This is a genomic window from Motilibacter rhizosphaerae (assembly GCF_004216915.1).
Classification (GTDB): Bacteria; Actinomycetota; Actinomycetes; order Motilibacterales; family Motilibacteraceae; genus Motilibacter; species Motilibacter rhizosphaerae.
In genome coordinates, this window is sequence record NZ_SGXD01000002.1 from 814,219 (window position 1) to 831,694 (window position 17,476).

Annotated in this window: 19 protein-coding genes; 9 read left to right on the top strand and 10 right to left on the bottom strand. The window is 76.1% G+C overall.

Going from position 1 to position 17,476, the window contains the following annotated elements; all coding sequences use genetic code 11:
* Window positions 1–54: 54 nt before the first annotated feature.
* Window positions 55–741 (top strand): biuret amidohydrolase, encoded by a 687-nt coding sequence (biuH, locus tag EV189_RS09295; RefSeq protein ID WP_130492608.1) that lies wholly within the window; start codon window positions 55–57, stop codon window positions 739–741.
* The gene (hpxZ, locus tag EV189_RS09300; RefSeq protein ID WP_130492609.1) at window positions 738–1,160 is read left to right on the top strand and encodes an oxalurate catabolism protein HpxZ; all 423 of its coding nucleotides are present in this window, start codon (window positions 738–740) and stop codon (window positions 1,158–1,160) included. The genes biuH and hpxZ overlap by 4 nt, the downstream gene beginning before the upstream one ends.
* Here hpxZ and EV189_RS09305 read toward each other — a convergent pair.
* Genes EV189_RS09305 through EV189_RS09315 form a run of 3 tightly spaced genes read right to left on the bottom strand, consistent with a single transcriptional unit; the run spans window position 1,157 to window position 2,734 of the window.
* Complete coding sequence (locus EV189_RS09305; protein WP_130492610.1) at window positions 1,157–2,137, bottom strand: sigma-70 family RNA polymerase sigma factor; 981 nt, start codon at window positions 2,135–2,137, stop codon at window positions 1,157–1,159. The genes hpxZ and EV189_RS09305 overlap by 4 nt on opposite strands.
* Window positions 2,134–2,394 (bottom strand): RNA-binding S4 domain-containing protein, encoded by a 261-nt coding sequence (locus EV189_RS09310; protein WP_231116221.1) that lies wholly within the window; start codon window positions 2,392–2,394, stop codon window positions 2,134–2,136. Before EV189_RS09310 ends, EV189_RS09305 begins: the two co-directional genes overlap by 4 nt.
* Window positions 2,384–2,734, bottom strand: a complete 351-nt coding sequence (locus EV189_RS09315; RefSeq protein ID WP_130492611.1) for a Fe-S oxidoreductase — start codon at window positions 2,732–2,734, stop codon at window positions 2,384–2,386. The genes EV189_RS09310 and EV189_RS09315 overlap by 11 nt, the downstream gene beginning before the upstream one ends.
* A gap of 18 nt (window positions 2,735–2,752) precedes the next feature.
* On the opposite strand from EV189_RS09315, the gene EV189_RS09320 reads away from it, so the two are divergent.
* Entirely contained in the window at window positions 2,753–3,262 is a 510-nt protein-coding gene (locus tag EV189_RS09320) for a GNAT family N-acetyltransferase (protein WP_130492612.1), read from the top strand.
* On the opposite strand, the gene EV189_RS09325 is transcribed toward EV189_RS09320, so the two are convergent.
* Together EV189_RS09325 and EV189_RS09330 are read right to left on the bottom strand one after the other, a co-directional pair.
* Complete coding sequence (locus EV189_RS09325) at window positions 3,227–3,586, bottom strand: fluoride efflux transporter FluC (protein WP_130492613.1); 360 nt, start codon at window positions 3,584–3,586, stop codon at window positions 3,227–3,229. The two genes, EV189_RS09320 and EV189_RS09325, sit on opposite strands and share 36 nt — an antisense overlap.
* Entirely contained in the window at window positions 3,583–3,987 is a 405-nt protein-coding gene (locus EV189_RS09330) for a CrcB family protein (RefSeq protein ID WP_130492614.1), read from the bottom strand. The genes EV189_RS09325 and EV189_RS09330 overlap by 4 nt, the downstream gene beginning before the upstream one ends.
* A 136-nt stretch (window positions 3,988–4,123) precedes the next feature.
* Here EV189_RS09330 and EV189_RS09335 point away from each other — a divergent pair, with 136 nt between their 5' ends.
* Together EV189_RS09335 and EV189_RS09340 are read left to right on the top strand one after the other, a co-directional pair.
* Window positions 4,124–4,558, top strand: coding sequence for an ATP-binding protein (locus EV189_RS09335; protein ID WP_231116222.1), 435 nt, complete (start codon window positions 4,124–4,126; stop codon window positions 4,556–4,558).
* Window positions 4,555–5,451 carry an RNA polymerase sigma factor SigF gene (locus EV189_RS09340; protein ID WP_130492615.1) on the top strand — a complete coding sequence of 299 codons (897 nt, stop codon included), beginning with the start codon at window positions 4,555–4,557 and terminating at the stop codon, window positions 5,449–5,451. Before EV189_RS09335 ends, EV189_RS09340 begins: the two co-directional genes overlap by 4 nt.
* A gap of 11 nt (window positions 5,452–5,462) precedes the next feature.
* Here EV189_RS09340 and EV189_RS09345 read toward each other — a convergent pair whose 3' ends face one another.
* Window positions 5,463–5,915 (bottom strand): hypothetical protein, encoded by a 453-nt coding sequence (locus tag EV189_RS09345; RefSeq protein ID WP_130492616.1) that lies wholly within the window; start codon window positions 5,913–5,915, stop codon window positions 5,463–5,465.
* A gap of 82 nt (window positions 5,916–5,997) precedes the next feature.
* On the opposite strand from EV189_RS09345, the gene EV189_RS09350 reads away from it, so the two are divergent.
* Both EV189_RS09350 and EV189_RS09355 read left to right on the top strand, forming a co-directional pair.
* Entirely contained in the window at window positions 5,998–6,930 is a 933-nt protein-coding gene (locus EV189_RS09350; RefSeq protein ID WP_130492617.1) for a diacylglycerol/lipid kinase family protein, read from the top strand.
* Window positions 6,931–7,309: 379 nt separating this feature from the next.
* Window positions 7,310–7,561: a WhiB family transcriptional regulator gene (locus tag EV189_RS09355; protein WP_130492618.1), complete on the top strand. Its 252-nt coding sequence runs from the start codon at window positions 7,310–7,312 to the stop codon at window positions 7,559–7,561.
* Between the two features lie 124 nt (window positions 7,562–7,685).
* Here EV189_RS09355 and EV189_RS09360 read toward each other — a convergent pair whose 3' ends face one another.
* From EV189_RS09360 to EV189_RS09375, 4 genes are read right to left on the bottom strand one after another with little or no spacing between them, the layout of a single operon-like run.
* Entirely contained in the window at window positions 7,686–9,158 is a 1,473-nt protein-coding gene (locus EV189_RS09360; RefSeq protein ID WP_196788560.1) for a sensor histidine kinase, read from the bottom strand.
* A gap of 32 nt (window positions 9,159–9,190) precedes the next feature.
* Entirely contained in the window at window positions 9,191–13,951 is a 4,761-nt protein-coding gene (locus EV189_RS09365; protein ID WP_130492620.1) for an NAD-glutamate dehydrogenase, read from the bottom strand.
* 44 nt (window positions 13,952–13,995) lie between these two features.
* On the bottom strand, window positions 13,996–14,496 hold the full coding sequence (locus tag EV189_RS09370; protein WP_130492621.1) for a DUF6912 family protein: 501 nt from the start codon (window positions 14,494–14,496) through the stop codon (window positions 13,996–13,998).
* Complete coding sequence (locus EV189_RS09375; RefSeq protein ID WP_231116223.1) at window positions 14,493–15,476, bottom strand: patatin-like phospholipase family protein; 984 nt, start codon at window positions 15,474–15,476, stop codon at window positions 14,493–14,495. The genes EV189_RS09370 and EV189_RS09375 overlap by 4 nt, the downstream gene beginning before the upstream one ends.
* Window positions 15,477–15,543: 67 nt before the next feature.
* Here EV189_RS09375 and EV189_RS09380 point away from each other — a divergent pair, with 67 nt between their 5' ends.
* Together EV189_RS09380 and EV189_RS09385 are read left to right on the top strand one after the other, a co-directional pair.
* Entirely contained in the window at window positions 15,544–16,161 is a 618-nt protein-coding gene (locus EV189_RS09380) for a hypothetical protein (protein WP_130492622.1), read from the top strand.
* Entirely contained in the window at window positions 16,162–17,469 is a 1,308-nt protein-coding gene (locus EV189_RS09385; RefSeq protein ID WP_130492623.1) for a hypothetical protein, read from the top strand. It abuts the gene before it with no gap.
* The last annotated feature ends 7 nt before the right edge of the window (window positions 17,470–17,476 follow it).

Consider the following 17,476-nt stretch of genomic DNA (forward strand, 5'->3'; position numbering starts at 1 on the left):
GCGTTCACGCCGTCCGCACCTCCCGGAAACGCGGCACCCCTAGCGTCCGCCCCCATGAGCGCACAGGTCGTCGCCGACCCCTACACCTGGCCCTACGACGGTGACGTCGACCCGGCCCGCACCGCCCTGCTCTGCATCGACTGGCAGGTCGACTTCTGCGGCGACGGCGGCTACGTCGACGCGATGGGCTACGACCTCGGCCTGACCCGCGTCGGACTGGGCCCTACGGCCGCGGTGCTCGCCGGTGCCCGCGCCGCCGGGATGCTCGTCGTCCACACGCGCGAGGGGCACCGGCCCGACCTCTCCGACTGCCCGCCGAACAAGCTGTGGCGCAGCAGGAGCATCGGCGCCGGCATCGGCGACCCCGGCCCCCAGGGCCGCATCCTCGTCCGCGGCGAGCCGGGCTGGGAGATCGTCCCGGAGGTCGCCCCCGTCGCCGGCGAGGTGGTCATCGACAAGCCCGGCAAGGGCGCGTTCTACGCGACCGACCTCGACCTCGTGCTGCGCACCCGCGGGATCAGCCACCTCGTGCTCACCGGCATCACGACCGACGTCTGCGTCCACACGACCATGCGCGAGGCCAACGACCGCGGCTACGAGTGCCTGGTCCTCGAGGACTGCACGGGAGCCACGGCGTACGAGAACCACCTGGCAGCACTGCAGATGGTCAAGATGCAGGGCGGTGTCTTCGGCGCTGTAGCGACCTCCGAGGCGTTCCTCAAGGCGCTGGAGGCGCGGTGACCGCCGGCGCCACGGAGCAGCTCGAGCTCGACCGCCCGGACGTCGTCGCCGAGGTCCGGGCGGCGTTCACGGCGTACGAGCAGGCGCTCGTCGACCACGACGTGCCCGCGATGACCGCGGCCTTCTGGGACAGCCCGTCCTGCGTCCGCTACGGCGTGGCCGAGCGGCTCTACGGCGCGGCGGAGATCGAGCGCTGGCGGACGGGCGCCACCCCCGTCGGCCGGGACCGGCGCCTCGGGCCGACGGTCGTCGCGACCTTCGGCACGGCGTACGCGGTGGTGAGCACGGAGTTCCGCTACGCGTCGCAGCCCGGGGCCGTCGGCCGGCAGAGCCAGACGTGGGTGAAGCTCGCCGGCACCTGGCAGGTGGTCGCCGCGCACGTCTCCGTGCAGCCGGAGGACGAGCAGCCCGACGGCTAGTCCGCCGGGAGCTCCAGCGGCAGCCCGAAGCCCGGGAACAGGTGCGCGACGTCGAGGAACGACGTGATCCCGGTGACCCGGCCGTCGCGCACGTCGACGACCTGCAGCGCCCAGGCGCGGTGGACGCCGTCCGGCGAGCGGCGGTACTGCGCGTACGCCGGCTGGCCGCTCGCCGCCGTCGGCACGAGCCGCGACCCCTCGCACTCGTGGCCCGTCCCGGTCATCCAGGCGACCACCTCCGCGGGGCCCTGCAGCCACATGTCGTACGGCGGCATCGACATCGTCGCGTCCTCGTGCAGGAGCGCGGTGAGCGCGTCCATGTCGTAGGCCTCGAACGCGGCGGCGTAGCGCTCCAGCAGCTCGCGCTGCACCGGGTCGAGCGGCGCCAGCGCGTCGCCCGGCTCCGGCTGCTGGTCCCCCAGCGTCGCGCGCGCCCGCTGCAGCAGGCTGTTGACGGAGGCGACGGTCGTGCCGAGCAGCTCGGCGACCTCGCTCGCCGGCCACTGGAGCACCTCGCGCAGGATGAGCACCGCGCGCTGGCGCGGGGGCAGGTGCTGCAGGGCGGCGACGAGCGCCAGCCGCACGCTCTCGCGCAGCTCGACCGTCTCGGCGGGGTCGGCCTGCTCGGGCAGCAGCCGGCCGTCGGGCGCGGGCATGACCCAGTGCTCCTCGGGGAGCAGCGGGCCGAGGCCGTCGCCGGCGCCCTGCGACGGGCGCAGCTCCATCGGCCGCGCCCGGCGCTGCGTGGCCGAGAGCATGTCGAGGCAGGAGTTGGTCGCGATGCGGTAGAGCCACGAGCGGACCGACGACCGGCCCTCGAAGCCGTCGCGGGCGCGCCAGGCCTTGACGAGCGTCTCCTGCACGGCGTCCTCGGCCTCCGACCCGGAGCCGAGCATGCGGTAGCAGTACGCCGTCAGCTCCCGGCGGTAGGCCTCGAGCTCCTCCGCGGAGTCCGGTCCGGCGAGCAGCTCGGTCACGCGGCACCGCCCGCGGCGGTGAGCCGGACCTCGCGCTCGGCGTACTCGACGACGTCACCCGCGTGCAGCTGCGCCCCGCGCCGCCGCTCGACCCAGCCGTTGACCCGCACCTCGCCGCCCTCCACCGCCTGCTTGGCCTCGCCGCCGGTGTCGACCAGCCCGCAGAGCTTGAGCAGCTGGCCCAGGCGGATCCCCTCGGGACCCAGCTCGACGTCCTCCACCGGCACCGCGCGACCTCCCGCTCGCTCAGCCGCCACCGTACCCACCGTCGGCGAGCCCCGCCTCGACCTCGAAGCGGTTGGTGCGCGGGTCGCGCCCCGCACGCAGGTAGAGCAGCGCGAAGGCGAGCCCGTAGCGCCGCCACTGGCGCACGTGGACCGACTCGTGGCGCAGCCGCGGCGCGCTCACCGCCCAGGGCTGCGGGCCGCAGACGTAGGTGTCGCCCCAGGTCACTCCCCCGCGCGGGTACGCCCACCCCGGCAGCCCCGCGCACACCCGCAGCCCGTCGAGCTCGCGGGCGCGCACGCCGAACACCCGCGCCCACGCACGTGCGGCGCGTCCCACCAGTGCGGCCTGCGCGGCCCTGTCCAGCAGCACACGTGCAGGATGCTCCTCATGACCCTGGTCGTGCGCCCCGTCCGCCCCGACGACGTCCCCGCGGTCCTCGGGCTCGTGCGCGACCTCGCGGCGTACGAGCGGGCGCCCGAGCAGGTCGTGGCGACCGAGGACGACCTCAGCGCCGCGCTGTTCGCGCCGCACCCGGCGGTGTTCGCGCACGTCGCCGACGACGACGGGGAGGTCGTGGGGTTCGCGCTGTGGTTCCGCTCGTTCTCGACCTGGCTCGGGCGGCACGGGCTCTACCTCGAGGACCTGTACGTCCGGCCGGACCGCCGAGGCGACGGCGTCGGCACCCGGCTGCTCCGCACCCTCGCGGCGCTCTGCGTCGAGCACGGGTACGGCCGGCTGGAGTGGACCTGCCTGGACTGGAACGAGCCCGCCCGCGGCTTCTACCGCTCGCTCGGCGCCGAGCTCCAGGACGAGTGGACCGTGCACCGGCTGACCGGGGAGCCGTTGCGCGCGCTCGCCGGCCTAGCGGGTGACGAGCAGGCCCAGCCCCGCGGCTGAGAGCGCGAGCGCGACGGTCAGCACGACGTACGCCGCGGCGAGCCCCCGCCGCTCGGCGAGCAGGCGCACCGCCTCCACGCTCGCGGTGCTGAAGGTCGTGTAGCCGCCGCAGAACCCCGTGCCGGCCACGAGCAGGACGTCCGGCGCCACCTCGCCGCGCAGCTGCAGGCCGGTCAGCAGGCCGAGCAGCAGGCAGCCGCTGGTGTTGATGACGAGCGTGCCGACGGGCAGGGCGGAGCGCGTGCGCGCGCGCACGCCCGTGTCGACGAGCAGCCGCGCCACCGCTCCCAGCGCGCCGGCCAGGACGACGAGCAGGTCGGTCACCGCCGCCGCCCGAGGGCGAGCCCCACCGCCGCCGCGAGCAGCCCGCCCGCGACGCTCGTGAGGAGGTACGCCGCGGCCAGCCCCGCGCGGCCGTCGCGGGCGAGCCGGTCGACCTCCACCGCGAGCGTGCTCCACGTCGTGAGCGCGCCGCAGAAGCCGGTGCCGACGAGCAGCCGCCAGCGCTGCAGGCCGACGGGGACGGGCTCCCCGAGCCGGCCGAGCAGCAGCCCGAGCGCGAGCGCGCCCGAGAGGTTGACGAGCGTCGTGGGGACCGGCCACCCGTGCTGCGGCCCGAGCAGCCGGACGAGGGCGAGGCGCGCCGCCGTCCCCGCGGCGCCGCCCACCGCGACCAGCACGACCGGTGACGACCACCTCGCCGCGAGGGTGTGGGGGCCGGGCACCCGCGCACGCTACCCGCCCGGGTGCACCGCCCGAGGTCGTGCGCGCGAGGGCGCAGCGGGACGGGTAGCGTGGGGCCGCGCGCGGGTGGAGACCGTCACCGCGAGCAGCACACCGGCCAGCAGCAGGGAGTCCAGCTTGAGCGAGACCGCGTTGTCCGCAGTCCCGTGGCCCGGGGCCGGCATCCGCGACGCCGTGCAGGTCGTCCTGCCCGCGTCCAGCGCCTACCTCTCGGTGCTGCGCACCACGACGGCAGGGCTCGCGGCGCGCCTCGACTTCACCCTCGACGACATCGAGGACCTGCGCATCGCGGTCGACGAGGCCTGCGCGATGCTCCTCCCCCAGGTCGCCCCCGGCGCCGAGCTGCGCTGCGACTTCGTGCTCGAGGACGACGGCATCCTCATCACCGTGAGCGCGCCGACCACGCGCGGGAGCCTGCCCGAGCGCGAGACCTTCTCCTGGACCGTGCTGACGGCGCTGGCGGGCGAGGTCGACGCCGGCGTGGGTGAGGGGCTCGAGGTCTGGATCTCGCTGCACAAGCGCCGCGACAGCGGTGAGGGGGAGGGCTCGTGAGCAGCTCGGAGGTCGCCGCGCCGGCGGCACCCGAGCTGAGCGCCGAGCAGGCGGAGCCGACCGAGCAGGCCGAGCAGGCCGAGCAGGCCGTCGCCGCCCCCGCCGCCACGGAGATCCCGCCGTCCACCGGCGTCGGCGTCGACCGCGAGCGCACGCGCGCGCTGTTCGCCCGCCTCGCCGAGCTCGAGGCGGGCACCCCGGAGCACAAGCGCGTCCGCGACGCGCTCGTCGAGCAGCACCTGCCGCTCGTCGAGCACCTGGCCCGGCGCTTCCGCAACCGCGGCGAGCCCTACGACGACCTCGTGCAGGTCGCCACCATCGGGCTCATCAAGTCGGTCGACCGCTTCGACCCCCAGCGCGGGGTCGAGTTCTCCACCTACGCGACGCCGACGATCGTCGGCGAGATCAAGCGGCACTTCCGCGACAAGGGCTGGGCCGTCCGCGTCCCCCGCCGCCTGCAGGAGCTCCGGCTGACGCTCACGCAGGCGACGAGCGAGCTGTCGCAGCGCAACGGGCGCAGCCCCACCGTCTCCGAGCTCGCGACCCACCTCGGGCTGACCGACGAGGAGGTCCTCGAGGGCCTGGAGTCCGCCAACGCGTACTCCACGCTGTCGCTGGACGCCTCCGAGCAGAACGACGAGGACTCCGTCGCCGTCGTCGACACCCTCGGCGTCGACGACGAGGCGCTCGAGGGCGTGGAGTACCGCGAGTCGCTCAAGCCGATGCTCGAGCGGCTGCCGGCGCGCGAGCAGAAGATCCTGCTGCTGCGCTTTTTCCGCGGCATGACCCAGTCCGAGATCGCGGCCGAGGTCGGCATCTCGCAGATGCACGTCTCGCGCCTGCTGGCGCGCACCCTCGCGCAGCTGCGCGAGGGCCTGCTCACCGAGGACTGAGCAGGCGGGCCTCAGGACGACGCGGCGCCGCCGCTGGTGCCGTCGTCGGCCTGCGGCTCCACCAGCAGCCCTCCGGCCTGCGGCGCCAGCGCGAGCACCAGCCCGGTCGCGCTGACGAGGAGCAGCGGCACCCCGACGGCGGGGATGCCCCACGACGTGGTCTGCCACCCCATGAGCAGGCCGATGAGCTGGGAGAGCACGGCCAGCGCCCGGGCCCAGCGCCGCCGGCGGAGCGCCGCGCGGGCAGCGGCGAGCAGCGCCCCGCCGTACAGCGCGAACAGCGCGGCGAGCACGGCGAACAGCACCGAGGCCCGGGCGTCCTGGTCGCCGAGGTGGAGCAGGACGTAGCCCAGCTCGCCGACGGCGAGGACGACCAGCGCCGCGCCCTCGAGCCCGACGCACGCGGCGAGGACGACCAGCGGCACGGGCGCGGGCACCGGCTTCGGCGCGGACGGGTCGGGCACGCCCCCGATCCAACCAGCAGCGCCGCCACCCGGCACGGCGGCTCCGCGCCCGCGCGCCGGCTGCTCGGCCTACAGTGTGGCGGTGCGCGCGCTCCTGGTGGCCAACCCCAAGGCCACGTCGATGACGCCGGGCACGCAGGACGTCATCGCCCGTGCCCTCGGCTCCGACCTCAAGGTCGAGGTGGTCTCCACGCGGCACCGCGGCCACGCCGCCGAGCTCGCGAGCGAGGCCCGCGCCGACGGGCTCGACCTCGTCATTGCGCTCGGCGGCGACGGCACCGTCAACGAGGTGGTCAACGGGCTGCTCGCGGACCAGCCCTCCGGCCTCCCCGTCCCCGCGCTCGCCGTCGTCCCGGGCGGCAGCACCAACGTCTTCGTCCGCGCGCTCGGCCTGCCCCGCGACCCGGTGGAGGCGACGAGCGCCCTGCTCCAGCGCGTCCGCGCCGGCCGCCGTCGCGAGGTCAGCCTCGGGCGCGCGGACGGGCGGTGGTTCACCTTCGCCGCCGGCGTGGGCCTCGACGCCGAGGTCGTGCGGCGGGTCGAGCGGCACCGCGAGAGCGGGCGCGCCTCCACGCCCGGGCTCTACATCCGCACGGTCGCGGAGACCGTCTCCCGCGACCGGCTGAGCGGCGGCTCGGTCGTCACCCCGGTGACCGTCGAGGTGCCGGGGCTCGCGCCCGTGCAGCTGCGGATGGCGGTGTTCGGCAACACGCGCCCGTGGACGTTCGTCGGCGAGCTGCCCGTCGACCCGTTCCCGCTGGCGTCGTTCGACGACGACCTCGACCTGTTCGGCATGCGCCGCATCGACCCGTTCACGGTCACCGGCGTGCTCGCCCGCGTGCTCCGTCCCGGACGCGGCGCCGGCGGCCGGTCTGCCGTGTCCTTGCACGGGGTGACGTCGGCCGTCGTCACGGCCGACCGTCCGTTCCCGGTGGAGCTCGACGGCGACGCCGTGGAGCTGCGACAGCGGCTCGTCGTCGAGAGCGTGCCACGCGCACTGACCGTAGTCGCCTGACGCTTCGGGCGGGTCCCGCGAGCACGCAGCGTCGCGGGAGGGTTGCGGAGCCGACGGGCCGGGAAGGCAGCGGACGCAGTGTGATGCAGCCGACACTGCCACCGACGAGGAAACGTCGGTGAAACGCTTGTGGAACCAACCGGGCCGGTGGCAGGCTGCACGGCGGGGATCCTGTCCCCCGGACGGCTCACGCCGTGCCAGGAGCCTAGCGCCCCTGGCGCCGTGGCCCTCCCCGGGGGTTCGGAACGTGGGACGGCAGCGCAGCCGTTGGAGCAGGAGCGGGCCGGGGCACGACGTGCCGCTGGCCCGGACGGCGGCCCAGCCCGGAGCCGCACCTGCGGCACCTTCAGACGCACGCACGAGACGAGGAGTGACGGACATGGACTGGCGCCACGAGGCAGCCTGTCGCGAGGAGGACCCCGAGCTGTTCTTCCCGATCGGGAACACCGGCCCGGCCCTGCTGCAGATCGACGAGGCGAAGGCCGTGTGCCGCCGCTGCTCCGTCACCGACACGTGCCTGCAGTGGGCGCTCGAGTCGGGCCAGGACTCCGGGGTGTGGGGCGGGCTGTCCGAGGACGAGCGCCGCGCGCTCAAGCGCCGCGCCGCCCGCAACCGGGTGCGCACCGCCTAGCAGCAGACAGCGCGGCCCCTCTGCGGCCGCACGGGCGAGAGCCCGGACGACGACCCGGCACCCGCCGGGACGTGGTCCGGGCTCTCGCGCGTCTGGCCCGGACGACGCCGGGATGAGCGCCGGGCTAGTCCGGGACGGCCTCGCCCGTGGGCACGGTCAGCGACACCACGGCGCTCGTGCCGCCGCCCTCGCGCCGCTCGAGCACCAGCTCGCCGCGCAGCTCGGTCTTCACCATGCCGGCGACGATGCGCAGCCCGAGGTTGGCCGAGCGCTCGAGGTCGAAGCCCTCCGGCAGGCCCACGCCGTCGTCGCGCACCTGCACCGTGAGCTCCCGGTCGGCCCGGGCGGCCAGCACCTCGACCAGGCCGCCGCGCACGCCCGCGCCGTGCTCCACGGCGTTCTGCACCAGCTCGGTGAGCACGAGCGCGAGCGGCGTCGCGGTCTCGGCCGGCAGCGTGCCGAAGCGTCCGGAGCGCTGCAGCTGCACCGGCGCCTCGGCGCGGGCGACCTCGACGACGCCGGAGGCGAGCCGCTCGGCGATCTCGTCGAACGACACCAGCCCGTCCACCGAGCGCGACAGCGTCTCGTGCACGACGGCGATGGAGCCGACCCGGCGCACGGCCTCCCCCAGGGCGGCCTGCGCCTCCGGCGCCTGCACGCGCCGCGCCTGCAGGCGCAGGAGGGCGGCGACGGCCTGGAGGTTGTTCTTCACCCGGTGGTGGATCTCCCGGATGGTCGCCTCCTTGCTGAGCAGCTCCTGCTCGCGGCGGCGCAGCTCCGTGACGTCGCGGACGAGGACGAGCGCCCCCACCCGCAGCCCGTCGTGCAGCAGGGGCAGCACGCGCAGGACGATGGTCACCCCGCGGGCCTCGATCTCCGTGGTGCGCGGAGCGGCCCCGCCGGCCACCCACTCCACGGCCTCGTCGACCGGCAGCTGCGAGGGCGCGATCGCCGCGGTCAGCCGGCCGAGGTGCGCGCCGACGATGTCGGCCGCGAGCCCGAGGTGCCGGTAGGCCGAGAGCGCGTTCGGGCTCGCGTAGGTCACTAGCCCGGCGGCGTCCAGGCGCAGCATGCCGTCGCCGACGCGGGGGGAGGCCGAGCCCGAGGCGTCCGCGCTGCCGGGGTACGGGAAGCTCCCCTCCGCGATCATCTGCGCCAGGTCGCCCGCGCACTGCAGGTAGGTCACCTCGAGCCGGCTCGGCGTCCGCGCGGTCGCGAGGTTGACGTGCCGGGCGATGACGGCGATGACCCGGCCCTGGTGCACGACCGGCACGGTCTCCTCGCGCACGGGCACGTCCGCGCGCCAGTCGAGGTCGCGCCCGCGGGTGATGCGGCCCTCGTCGAGGGCGAGGTCGACGAGCGTGCGCTTGCCGCGCGGGAGGTGCTCGCCCAGCACGTCGTCGTCGAGCAGGGTGGGCCCGGTGGTGGGGCGCATCTGGGCGCCGGCGACGTAGCCCTGCCCGTCCTTGGTCGGCACCCACAGCACGAGGTCCGCGAAGGAGAGGTCCGCGAGCATCTGCCAGTCGGACGTGAGGGCCTGCAGGTGGGCGACCTGCGCCGGCGTCAGGTCGGTCTGCTCGCGGGTGATGTCCGACAGCGTGCGCACCGGTGCAGGGTACGGGCTGGTGCTCACCGCAGCAGGCTGCGCAGGGCGCGGACCGCGACCGACACGGCGGCGAGGTCCGCGGGCTCCGCGGCGAGCGCGGCACCGACCGTGGCCCGGGTCCGCTCGACCAGCTCGCCCCGGGCCGAGGCCCACGCGGCGACGCGCTCGGCCGGGGTGGCCCCCTCGGCGGCGAGCGCGGCCGCCGTCAGCGCGGAGCCCACGCCGTAGACGTCCGAGCGCACGGAGGCGCGCGCCATGGCCTGCCACCGGTCCCCGCGCGGCAGGGCCGCGACGCGGGCGAGCAGCGCCTCCAGCCCGAGCGCGTCCATCACCGCGTAGTAGACCGGCGCCGCCTCTGCGGGCTCGGTGCCCGTCGAGCGGGCCACCTCGACCACGTCGAGCAGGGCGAACACGTCGAGCAGCGCGGCGACCCGCGCCGCGAGCGCCCGTGGCACGCCGTCGACCGCGAGCCCGTCGGCCAGCCGCTCCAGCCGGGCGCGGGCGACGCCGCTGACGAGCTCCGGCACGCGGGGACCGAGCTCGCCGACCGCACCCGCGTAGCGCGCGGTCTCCTGCTCGACGTCGAGGCCGGGCGGCCGGCTGGAGAGGAACCACCGCGCCGCGCGGTCGACGAGCCGGCGCACCTCCTGCACGAGGGCGTCCTGCGCGGGCACGGGCGCGGAGGTGCCGAGCGACTCCACCTCCTCGAGCAGCGCGGTGACGCCGAAGACCCGCTCCACCACGGCGTACGCGCGGGCGACGTCGGCAAGCGGCGCCCCGGTCTCCTCCTGCGCCCGGAAGGCGAAGGTCGCGCCCGCGGTGTTCACCATCCGGTTGACCAGCCGGGTGGTGACGATCTCGCGGCGCAGCGGGTGGGCGTCGAGCCGGGCGCCCAGCCGCTCGCGCAGCAGCGGCGGGAAGTAGCCGCGCAGCAGCTCGGCGGTCCACGGCTCGTCGGGCACCGGCGTCGCGGCCACGTCGTCGGCGAGGGTGTTCTTCACGTAGGCGAGCAGGACGGCGTACTCCGGGGCGGTGAGCCCGCGCCCGGCGGCGCCGCGCGCGCGCAGCTCGGCGTCGTCGGGCAGCCGCTCGAGCCGGCGCTGCAGCAGCCCTCGCTCCTCGAGCCGGCGCAGCAGCCGCCGGTGCACCGGGAGCAGTGCCGGGGCCAGCACGCGGGCCAGGCCGAGCAGCGCGCTCTGCTCGATGTTGTCGCGCAGCACGAGCGCCGCGACGTCGTCGGTCATCGCGGCGAGCAGCGGCTCGCGCTCGGCAGGTGCGAGCGCCCCGTCGCGCACCGCCTCGTCGACGACGATCTTGATGTTGACCTCGTGGTCGGAGGTGTCGACCCCGGCGGAGTTGTCGATGGCGTCGGTCCCGACGAGCACGCCGGCCTGCGCGGCCTCGACCCGGCCGAGCTGGGTCAGCCCGAGGTTGCCGCCCTCGCCGACGACGCGCACCCGCAGGTCGCGCCCGTCGACGCGGATGGCGTCGTTCGCCTTGTCCCCGACGTCGGCGCTGGACTCGGACGAGGCCTTGACGTAGGTGCCGATGCCGCCGTTCCACAGCAGGTCCACGGGCGCGAGCAGGACCGCGCGGAGCAGCTCGGCCGGCGCCAGCTGCTCCACGTCGTCGGGCAGCCCGAGCCGGGCGCGCACCTGCGGCGAGACCGGGATGTGCTTGAGGGTGCGGGGGAACACCCCGCCGCCCGGCGAGAGCAGCGCGGCGTCGTAGTCCGCCCACGACGATCGCGGGAGGGCGAACAGCCGGCGGCGCTCGGCGTACGACACCGCGGGGTCCGGGTCGGGGTCGAGGAAGACGTGGCGGTGGTCGAAGGCCGCGACGAGGCGCAGCTGGGTCGAGAGCAGCATCCCGTTGCCGAAGACGTCGCCGCTCATGTCGCCGACGCCGACGACCGTCGTCGGCGCGGACTGCACGTCGTGGCCGAGCTCGCGGAAGCGGCGCTGCACCGCCTCCCAGGCTCCGCGCGCGGTGATGCCCATCGCCTTGTGGTCGTAGCCCGCCGAGCCGCCCGAGGCGAAGGCGTCGCCCAGCCAGAACCCCGCCTCGAACGCGATCGCGTTGGCGATGTCGCTGAAGGTCGCGGTGCCCTTGTCCGCCGCGACGACGAGGTACGGGTCGTCCCCGTCGTGCCGCACGACGCGCGGGGGCGGGACGACCTCGCTCGTACCGCCGCGCTGCACGCGGTTGTCGGTGAGGTCGAGCAGGGCGCGCACGAACGTCCGGTACGCCGCGACCCCCTCCGCGAGCACGGCCTCCCGATCGGCGGGGTCGGCCTTGGGCGCGCGCACGACGAACCCGCCCTTCGCGCCGACCGGCACGATCACGGCGTTCTTCACGGCCTGCGCCTTGACAAGCCCGAGCACCTCGGTGCGGAAGTCCTCGGGGCGGTCGGACCAGCGCAGGCCGCCGCGGGCGACGGCGCCGAACCGCAGGTGCACGCCCTCGACCGCGGGCGCCGACACGAACACCTCGTACGCCGGCCGCGGCTCGACGACGTCGGGAACCTCGCGGGTGGCGATCTTCAGCGCCAGCGCGTCCTTCGGGCCGCCGTCCGGGCCCAGCTGGAAGTACGTCGTGCGCAGCACGGCCAGCACCACCCCGAGCAGGCCGCGCAGGATGCGGTCGTCGTCGAGCCCCTCGATGGCCTCGATGCCCTGCTCGACGCGCGCGCGCAGCCCGGCGACGGCGGTCTCGCGACCGGTCTCCCGCGCGGGGTCGAGCCGCGCCTCGAACAGCTGGCTGAGCCCACGGGTGACGAGCGCGTTGCGCACGAGGGCGCGCTCGACGTAGGCCGGGGTGAAGGCGGCGAACCCGGGGCTCGCCTGGCGCAGCCAGCGCGTGAGGGCGCGGAGCACGGCGACCTGCCGCCAGGAGAGCCCGGCGCGCACCACGAGCTGGTCGAGCCCGTCGGACTCGGCCTGTCCGTGCCAGACGGCCGCGAAGGCGTCCTGGAACAGGTGGACGAGGTCGCTATCCGCGTAGCCGTCGGGCACGGAGAGCCCGCGCACGCCGAGGACGTAGACCCACGCGCGGCTGCCGTCGCCGCGCTCGAGCTCGTAGGGCCGTTCGTCGAGCACCTCGACGCCCATGCGGTCGAGCACCGGGAGCACGCGCGAGATCGAGATGGTGGAGGTGCGGTAGACCGTGAACCGCCGCGCGCCGTCCGCGTCGGGCGGGCTCACCGCGGTGACGAGCCCGGCGCTCGCCGCGCCCTCGAGGGACTCCAACCGGCGCAGGTCCTGCACGGCCTGCAGCGCGTCGAAGTCCTCCTTGTACGCCTCGGGGAACGCCGCGCCGTAGCGCGCGCCCAGCCGGCGCGCGTCGTCCTCGCCGACGCTCGCGGCGAGCGCCTCGGCGAGCTCGTCCTCCCACGTGCGCACCGCGGCGGCGAGCCGGGCCTCGAGGGAGGCCACGTCGACGTCGGGGACGGCGCTGCCGGGGGCACTGCGCACGACGAAGAACAGCCGCGCCAGCACGGACTCCGTGACGTAGGCCGAGTACGTCACCGAGTCGGCCGAGAACGCCCTGCGCAGCACGGACTCCAGCCGCAGCCGGGTCTGGGTGGAGTAGCGGTCCCTGGGCAGGAACAGCAGGCACGTGGCGAAGCGGCCGTAGTCGTCACGACGCACGAACAGCCTGACACGTCGGCGTTCCTGGAGCTGGACGACGGCGCGCACGGTGCTCTCGAGCTGGTCGGTGCCGATGGCGAGCAGCTCGTCGCGCGGGTAGGTCTCGAGGACCTGGAGCACGGCGCGGCCCGAGTGCGAGTGGCTCGTGGTGCCGAGCCGGGCGAGCACGTCGGCGACCTTCTGCCGCACGACGGGCATCGTCCGGACGCTCTCGGTGTACGCCGTGGTGGCGAGCAGCCCGATGAAGCGCCGCTCCCCCACGACCTGCCCCGCCGCGTCGAAGACCTTGACGCCGACGTAGTCGAGGTACGCCGCGCGGTGCACCGTCGAGCGGGAGTTCGCCTTGGTGAGCACGAGCAGCTTCGGCTCGCGGGCCTTCGCGCGCACGGCGGGGTCGAGGTGGCGCGCGCCGGCAGTGGTCCGCGGCCGGGACGCCGGCTCGTGCGGGCGGAGCAGCCCCAGCGCCGTGCCGGGCACGACCACGAGCGCGTCATCGGCCTGGAGGGCGTACTCCGCGTAGCCGAGGAAGGTGAAGGCGTCGTCGGCCATCCAGCGCAGGAGCTCCTCCGCCTGCTCGACCTCCTCGGCGGGGACGGCCGGTGGGGTGCTCGCGAGCGCGGCTGCGACCTCGAGCGCCCGCTCCCGCATCGCCGCCCAGTCGGTGACCGCGGCGCGGACGTCGCCGAGCACGCCCTGCACGGCCGCCTCGACCTCGACCGGCGCGACCGGCACCGGCGAAGTGGCCTCGACGTGGATCCAGCTCTCCGCGCGGCAGTCCTCGGGGCAGGCGTCGCCCGCGGTCCCGACGACGTCGACCAGCCGGCCGCCGTCGCGGCGCACGGCGAGCTGGGGGTGCGCCACCCAGGAGATGTGCAGCCCGAGCCGGGTGAGCACCGCGGTGAGCGAGTCGACGAGGAACGGCATGTCGTCGGTGACGACCTCGACCGAGAGCCGGGTGCCACCCTCGGCGAGCGCGCGGACGCGCACGAGCGTCTCGTCGTCGCCGCGCCGGGCGGCCAGCGCGCGGTGCTCGGCGGCGACGGCAGGGGCGCGCCCGTCCAGCTCGGCCCGGTCCTCGGGCGAGAGGCTCCCGAGGTAGAGCTCCTCGAACGCGCTCGGGATCGCAGCTGGCACGGGCTCGGCCTCCTCGACGTCACTGGCGAGACGACCTCATCCTGTCACTCCGGCCCTGCTCCGTCCGGGTGGGCACCGCCGAGGTCGGCCAGCAGCTCGTCCAGCTCCTGGGTCGCCCACCACAGCAGGTCGTGCTCCTCGCAGGCGTCGAGCCGCTCCTCCGTGGGGTCGGCCGCTGCCGCGGCGACCGCCTGCTCGGCCGCCTCCTCGTCGGCGTGCACACTGGCCATGCGCGCCAGCGGGACCTCCTCGCCGAGGAGCACGGCACCCGCGCCGCGCGCAGGGTCGTCGTCCGGGCGGGCGGTGCTGACGTCGGCCGCGATGACGACGCGGCGCGGCGCCGAGCCGTCGGCCGCGAGCAGCAGCACGCTCTCCCGGGCCGCCGCGAGCGTGGCGAGGAACTCGGCCTCCTCCTCGTCTTCACCCGGCACGTCGGCGCGGACGTCGTCCGTCACGGCGTACGCGCGGAGGGGAGCGGGGCCCAGCACCCGCGCCTCACGCAGTGCGGCGAGCACCGCCGCGGTCGCCGGCAGGTAGACCCTCACCCGGCTACGCCCAGGCTCGTCCGCGCCAGCGCCCGCGACGTCGTGCGCAGCGCGGTCTCGAGCACGGCGCTGCGGCGCCGCGGGTCCATGAGGTTCGCTCCCATCACGGCTAGATCCTCGGGCCCCGGGGTCAGCAGCACGACGCGGGTCCCCCGCGACGCGCCGGCGCGCACCTCCTCGAGCACCTTGCGCGTCTCCCGCCGCCGCCAGCGCCGCTCCAGCCGGGAGGCGAGGTCGCGCGGTGCGTCGGGCACCAGCGAGGCGAGCGGCGCCAGCACGTACGCCTCGTCGACCCGCCGGTCCGCCGGCAGCTCGGCGAGCAGGTCCGCGCTCGTGATGGAGGCGACGCCGCCGTCGATGTACGTGCGGCCGCCGAGCTCCGCCGGCGCGTACCAGAGCGGGGCGGTGCACGAGGCCACGACCGCGTCGGCGACGGGGATCCCGGAGGCGGCGGTGAACAGCCGCCGCTCCCCCGTGGCGAAGTCCAGCGCGGGGAGGGCGAGCCCCGGGCGCGGCCAGCCGGGTCCGCACGCGTCGGCGAGGGCGGTCCGGAGCGGCTCGAGGCTCCCGCGCCCGCCGGGCATGGCGGCCCAGAACGTCGCGAGCGGGGGGACGTGCCGGTCGCGCAGCCCGCGGCGGAGCAGGGCGGGCGACGCGGGCGGCGGGGAGGGGCGGGCGGGGAGCCAGCCGCCGGTGCCCGTGTCGTGGTCGAAGCCGACCGTGCGCCCACCGGGCAGCGGCAACAGCCCCTCCGCGGAGCGCTGCGACGCCAGCAGGTCCTCCGCGGAGCACCCGGCGGCCAGCAGGGCGGCGAGCACGGACCCGGCGGAGGTGCCCACGAGCAGGTCCGCGTCGCGCGCCTCGACGCCGAGCGCGTCGCGCAGCGCGACGAGCGAGCCGACCATCCAGGCCGCGCCGAGGACACCGCCGGCGCCGAGCACCACCGCCCGGCGCGGGCCCTGCTGCAGGTCGCCCGCCATGGGGTCCGGGTTCCCGACAGGGCCACCACCTAACCTGGGGAGGCAGTCGGCGACCGAGGGAGAGCCTGTGCGACGCGTCACCGCCGGACCCGTGCTGGGAGCGCTCCTGCTCGTGGCGGCCTGCGGCGGGAGCTCGGGCGAGAAGCCGCTGGGCACCGCGGACGGCGGCGCCAGCACACCGCCCAGCGCGGCCGCGAGCAGCGAGCAGCCCTCCGCGCCGGCGGTCGAGACGCCGCTCCCGGTCGGTACGCCGGTGGCCCTCCCCTCGCCGCCGGCTCCTAGGCGCTCCGCGAGCCCGTCACCCACCGCCAGCCCGCCCCGCTCCGCCTCCCCGACGGCCTCGCCGTCCGCCTCCCCGAGCGCCACGCCGAGCCCCGCCGCGTCCGGCAGCGACGCCGGCGACGCAGGGCAGCCCGTGGCCGGGGAGCGCGCGGTCACGGTGACGATCACGAAGGGGCGCGTCTCCCCGCCGCCGAGCCACGTCGACGTCGCCGTCGGGACCCCGGTCGCCATCACGGTGTCCGAGGACCGCGACGACGTGGTGCACGTGCACGGCTACGACGAGGAGGTCGCCCTGCACGCGGGGACCCCCGTCGTCATCCGCTTCGTCGCCGACCAGACCGGCACCTTCGAGGTCGAGACGCACGAGACCGGGCTGACGCTCTTCCAGCTCGTGGTCCGCTGAGTGCTGCTCGCGCACGGCATCGTCGGGCGGCAGGACCTCCCCCTGCCCTTCGGGTACGTCCTGGCGGGCGCCGCGCTCGCCCTGCTCGTCTCGTTCGCGGCGCTCGGCGCGCTGTGGTCGACGCCCCGGCTCGCGGGCGCTGAGGGCCGCGCCCTCCCCGACGCGCTGCAGCGCGTCCTGCGGGCACCCGCCACCGCCCGCGCCGTCCGGGTCGCGGGCCTCGTCGTCTGCGGCTGGTTCCTCGCCTCGGGCCTGCTCGGCAGGGACGTGGACACCAACCCCTTCCCGGGCGCGGTGTTCGTCCTGCTCTGGGTCGGGATCGTGCCCGCGTCCGTGCTGCTCGGGCCGGTGTGGCGGGCGGTCAGCCCGCTGCGCACGCTGCACGCCGCGTACGCCCGGCTGGCCGGCACCCGCCCCGAGGAGGGGCTGCTCCGCCTGCCCGCCCGCGTCGGCCAGTGGCCCGCCGCCCTGGCGCTGCTCGCGTTCGTCTGGCTCGAGCTGGTCGCCCCGGACCGCACGACGCTGCCGGTGCTGCGCGCGTGGTTCGGGACCTACGCCGGCGTGCTGCTCGTCGGCTCGGCGGTCTACGGCTCGGCGTGGTTCGCCGCGGCCGACCCCTTCGAGGCGTGGTCCGGCGCGTTCGGCCGGCTCTCGCCGCTGGGCCGCCGCGCGGACGGCACCTGGGTGCTCCGCTCGCCGCTGTCCGGGATGACCACCCTGCCCGTCCAGCCCGGCGCGCTCGCCGTCGTCCTCGTCATGCTCGGCTCCACCGCCTGGGACTCGTGGTCAGGGTCGCTGCGCTGGGTGACCTACGCGCAGACCGTCGCGCACCGCACCCTGCTCGGGACCGCCGGCCTGGTCGCCTGCGTGCTCCTCATCGGCGCGGCCTACCTGCTCGCGGTGTGGCTCGCCGGCCGGTTCGGCGGGCGCGCGGCGCGCGGGCTGCCGGGCTCCTTCGCGCACACGCTCGTGCCGATCGCCCTCGGGTACGTCGTCGCGCACTACTACTCGCTGCTCGTCTACCAGGGCCAGCGCACGGTCATCCTCGCCACCGACCCGCTGCAGCGCGGGGCCGACCTGCTGGGGCTGCGCTCGGCGAGCATCTCCTCGACGCTCATCGCCGCGCGCATCGTCGCCGGCGTCCAGGTCACCGCGGTCGTCACGGGGCACGTCCTCGGGGTGGTGCTCGCGCACGACCGGTCGCTCGCGCTGTTCCCGCGGCGGGCCGCGGTGCTCGGCCAGCTGCCCCTCCTGGTGCTCATGGTGGGCTACACCGTCGGCGGGCTGTTCCTGCTCTTCAGCGGCTGAGCCCCCG